The sequence below is a fragment of the Methylobacterium sp. WL103 genome (assembly GCF_008039885.1).
GTDB classification, from domain to species: Bacteria; Pseudomonadota; Alphaproteobacteria; order Rhizobiales; family Beijerinckiaceae; genus Methylobacterium; species Methylobacterium cerastii.
In genome coordinates, this window is record NZ_VRUX01000390.1 from 1 (window position 1) to 4,096 (window position 4,096).

At 69.4% G+C, this 4,096-nt stretch carries 6 protein-coding genes and 1 pseudogene; 4 read left to right on the top strand and 3 right to left on the bottom strand.

The genetic code is table 11. The annotated features are described in order from the left end of the window. The coding region (locus FV222_RS19050) for an ATP-binding cassette domain-containing protein (RefSeq protein WP_147815396.1) at positions 1-339 on the bottom strand (339 nt) is incomplete at its 3' end. Positions 340-441: 102 nt separating this feature from the next. On the opposite strand from FV222_RS19050, the gene FV222_RS19055 reads away from it, so the two are divergent. Next, positions 442-699 carry a hypothetical protein gene (locus FV222_RS19055; protein WP_147762140.1) on the top strand — a complete coding sequence of 86 codons (258 nt, stop codon included), beginning with the start codon at positions 442-444 and terminating at the stop codon, positions 697-699. 117 nt (positions 700-816) lie between these two features. After that, positions 817-2,349, top strand: a complete 1,533-nt coding sequence (gene zwf / locus FV222_RS19060; protein WP_147762141.1) for a glucose-6-phosphate dehydrogenase — start codon at positions 817-819, stop codon at positions 2,347-2,349. Between the two features lie 146 nt (positions 2,350-2,495). On the opposite strand, the gene FV222_RS19065 is transcribed toward zwf, so the two are convergent. Further along, positions 2,496-2,651, bottom strand: a complete 156-nt coding sequence (locus FV222_RS19065) for a hypothetical protein (protein ID WP_187277380.1) — start codon at positions 2,649-2,651, stop codon at positions 2,496-2,498. Between the two features lie 181 nt (positions 2,652-2,832). Here FV222_RS19065 and FV222_RS19070 point away from each other — a divergent pair, with 181 nt between their 5' ends. Beyond that, positions 2,833-3,087 (top strand): hypothetical protein, encoded by a 255-nt coding sequence (locus FV222_RS19070; protein WP_147762143.1) that lies wholly within the window; start codon positions 2,833-2,835, stop codon positions 3,085-3,087. A gap of 88 nt (positions 3,088-3,175) precedes the next feature. Here the strand turns inward: FV222_RS19070 and FV222_RS19075 are convergent, their stop codons facing one another. After that, entirely contained in the window at positions 3,176-3,754 is a 579-nt protein-coding gene (locus FV222_RS19075) for a WHG domain-containing protein (protein WP_246685544.1), read from the bottom strand. 168 nt (positions 3,755-3,922) lie between these two features. On the opposite strand from FV222_RS19075, the pseudogene FV222_RS31305 reads away from it, so the two are divergent. Next, a pseudogene (locus FV222_RS31305) lies at positions 3,923-4,096 on the top strand (PspA/IM30 family protein); the annotation flags it as partial.

A 4,096-nucleotide genomic window follows, 5' to 3' on the forward strand; every position in this document is an offset into this window, starting at 1 on the left:
CTCCAGCGCGTGGGCGATGCGGGCGCGGCGCTCGGGCCGGCGGACCCCGTCGAGGCCGAAGCCGACGTTGTCGGCCACCGCGAGCCAGGGCAGCAGGCGCGGCTCCTGGAACACCAGGCCGACGCTCGCGTGGGGCGCGGCGATGCCCTCGCCGTCCAGCGTGATCGTGCCGGCGCTGCCGCGGTCGAGGCCGGCGATCAGGCGCAGCAGGGTGGTCTTGCCGCAGCCCGAACCGCCGATCAGCGCGACGACCTCGCCGGCCTCCACCGACAGGTCGACGCCCGCGAGCGCCTGGGTGCCGTCGGCATAGGTCTTGGAGAGGCCGCGGATGTCGAGCACGTCGGGGTCCGGATCGCGTTTCGCCTGTCGCGTCCATGCCATAGGGCGCCGCGCGCCGCCATGCTACGCCACGGCTCCGTCCGCCGCTGGGAAGGCGCACCCATGATCCGGCTCGGCCTCGCCGCCCTCCTCGTCCTCTCTGGCCCCGTCGGCGCCGCCGACCTGCACGCGCGACCCGGAGCGGGCCGGTTCCTGGCGACCTGCGAGGATCTTGGGCGGTTCTGCGACGCGACCGCCTGCGGCCGCGACCAGATCGACGCCGCGCTCGGCTGCCGCGCCCTGTGCCCGAGTTCGGTCGTCCTCGCGGTCGTCCCGGCCGCCTGCCCGCTGCCGGGCGTGGTGCTGCGCCGGCGGGGGTGAGGGTCCACACCTCCCTCCACACGATCGCGTCTCCGCCGGAACGGCCATGCCGCTCGCCGGTTGTCGTGCGATCGAATGCCGCGACGCACCATCGCGTCGAAGAACCGGACGACGCCGATGCCCGAGCCGACACACGACGCGCCCCTGAAGGACCATGCCGCCTGCGGCACGAAGCCGGCGCCGCCCTGCACGCTGGTGATCTTCGGCGCGGCCGGCGACCTGACCAAGCGCCTGCTGATGCCCTCGCTCTACAACCTCGCCGGCTCGGGCCTGCTCGATCCGGGCTTCACGATCCTCGGCGTCGATCACAACGACGGCAGCGACGAGGGCCTGCGCACCGAACTCACCACCTCGATGGAGACCTTGAGCAAGGACCCCGGCTCCGAGTTCCACGCCGACCGGATCGACCCGAAGAGCTGGGGCTTCATCCGCGAGCGCATCCACTTCCTCAAAGGCGACTTCGAGGACGCCGGAACCTTCGAGGCGCTGAAGGGCAAGGTCTCGGGCAACGTGGTGTTCTACCTCGCGGTGGCGCCGCGCTTCTTCGGCAGCCTCGTCGACGGGCTCGGGCGAGCGGGCCTGCTCAAGCAGGCGGACGACGCCTTCCGACGGGTGGTGATCGAGAAGCCGTTCGGCTCCGACCTCGCCTCCGCCAAGGCTCTGAATGCCCAGATCCTGAAACAGGCCGACGAGAGCCAGTTCTACCGGATCGACCACTTCCTGGGTAAGGAGACCGTGCAGTCGATCATGGCGTTGCGCTTCGCCAACGGCATGCTGGAGCCGGTCTGGCGGCGCGAATACGTCGATAGCATCCAGATCACCGCCGGCGAGACCGTGGGCGTGGAGGAGCGTGGCGGGTTCTACGAGCCCACCGGCGCGCTGCGGGACATGGTGCCCAACCACATGTTCCAGCTGCTCTGCATGGTGGCGATGGAGCCGCCGAACTCGTTTTCCGCCGAGGACGTGCGCGGCGAGAAGGCGAAGCTCGCGCAGGCCGTCAAGCCGATCCGACCCGACCACGCGGTGCGCGGCCAGTACGTCGCCGGCACGCTCGAAGGGAAGCCGGTGGTCGGCTACCGGGAAGAGCCGCACGTGGCGAAGGATTCCACCACCGAGACCTACGTCGCCCTGAAGCTCGAGATCGACAACTGGCGCTGGGCCGGCGTGCCGTTCTACGTCCGCACCGGCAAGCGCATGACCGGCCGCCGCACCGAGATCGCGATCCTGTTCAAGCCGGCGCCGTTCCAGCTGTTCGCCGACACGCCGGTGGCCGAGCTGAGCCCCAACGTGATGCGGATCACCATCGACCCCGACCACGGCGCCGGCACCGAGCTGAACGTCAAGGTGCCCGGGCCGCAGATGCAGATCGGCCGGGTGACGATGGGGTTCAAGTACGCCGACTTCTTCAAGAACCAGCCGAACGTCGGCTACGAGACCCTGCTCTACGATTGCATGACCGGGGACGCGACGCTGTTCCAGCGCGCCGACAACATCGAGGCCGGCTGGGCCGCGGTCGAGCCGCTGCTCGAGGCCTGGAAGACTGCCCCGGTGGAGGATTACGCCGCCGGCACCCCCGGCCCGAAGGCCGCCGACGACCTTCTGGCCCGCGACGGCCGGCACTGGCTCGGGCTCGACGGCAAGACCGATTGAAGGCGGATCGACCTCGGGGCCGGTTACGCCGCGGCCGCGCGCGACGACCGACAAAACGACGGTTCCACCCGCATCCTTCCCGAGGCGCTTTCGCGAAGCGGAAACCTCAAGGTGAGGGCGCGGGTAAGTCCGGTTGTTTTGAAGGGTCAGCGCTCGCTGGACGGGTCGCGCGCCTCGTCGGCCTTGATCGCATCCGCGATCTGCAGCCCGGCCTGAAAGAGCAGCAGGCGCGAGATCAACACCATCTCCGGTGTCCCGATCTTGCGGACGATCTCGTGCAGCCTCAGGCAGGCGTCGATCATGGTGTCGTCTGTGGGCCTGTCGTCTATCGCCATCGTGCGGTCTTCGAAGCCCAAATTCGTCGACACAAACTGAACTCACAACGTCGTGTTTCGACCATAGGTTGCGGGTTGCGACAAAAGCGTCTTGTATGCGGAATACCAGAATGCCTGCGGTCGCATGGCCAGTCGGAGGCGACCGTCGATGCAAACCGAGCCCAGCCAGACTCGGCAGGACAACGAGGACCTGAGCCGCCTCGCGGAGGCGCTCGGCGGCACGGTTCCGACGATCTTCGGCGCATCCGCCGTATCACGCGAGATGGCGGCGCTCAGCCAGCTTCTCCGGCTCTGGACCCTGTTGCCCTGCGATGCGAGCCGAGCCGACGCTGTGGAGGCCGTCCGCGGCGTCGCGCAAGCGCGGGGGCGGGGCCGAGCGCTCACGTCGGCGACCGCCGGTTGAGAAAGGCCCGGCGGGTGCCCGCGACGCTCACGTGGATGGACCGGTACATAAAGGCCCCGGCAGCGGACCAAAGCGGCGCGATACCCCACTAGGCACGGCTCGCGAGCCCCGTCGCCATCGCGCGAATCAGCAGGTCGAGCTGGGGGCCTACCACCGCGGGCGGCAGCGCCATCAGGCGCGCGTCGAGGCCGAGCATGACGATGCCGTGCGTCGCCGAGAACAGGCTGCGGGCCAGCAGCACGCGCTCTTGCGCCGAGAGGTCCGGGCGCAGAGCCTGCAATGGCGCCTCGATGCGGTGGAACAGGCGCGCCTGCTCGGCCACGTAGCCGTCCGGCAGGCGGCGCCCGTCCGCGAACTGGTGCTGGAACAGCGCGCGCCAACGCTTCCCGTGGCTCTGTGCGAAGGCAAGGTAGGCTTGGCCCAGCCGGACAAGTTCGTCCGCCGCATCCGTCACGTCGAACCCGCCGCCATCGGACCCGAGCGCGGCCTCGAACAGGGCCAGCGTGCGCAGATTCACCTCCAGGATCAGCGCGTCGAGGTCCGGAAAGGCGCCGTAGATCGCCCCAAGTGCGCAGCCTGCGTCCGCTGCGAGGTCGCGCGCGCGCAGGGCGCCCAAGCCGTCCTCGGAGATCCGACGCTCGGCCGCTGCGATGAGCAGTTTGCGCAAGGCAGCACGGCGTGCCTCCGCTTTCAACGGCTTCGCGTCGGCGTCTGCCCCGGTCACGCCGCGCCTCGCAACAGCAATTTGTACGACGTGCAAAATCGCACTTGAACGCTGTTCATGATCGTGGGACATTCCTGTTGTGAACGATGTTCATACGGCAGGAGCCACACCATGCTCAAGTTGCACAACATCCTGGCGCGGGGGAACGTCGCCCGGGCCACCGAAGACCTCTACGACCGCAACGCCTTGCTGATCCTCGACCAGCAGATCCGCGAGACCCGCGCCGCGCTGGAGCGAAGCCGCCGGGCGCTGGCCCTGGCGATCGCCGGAGACCAGGCCGAGGCC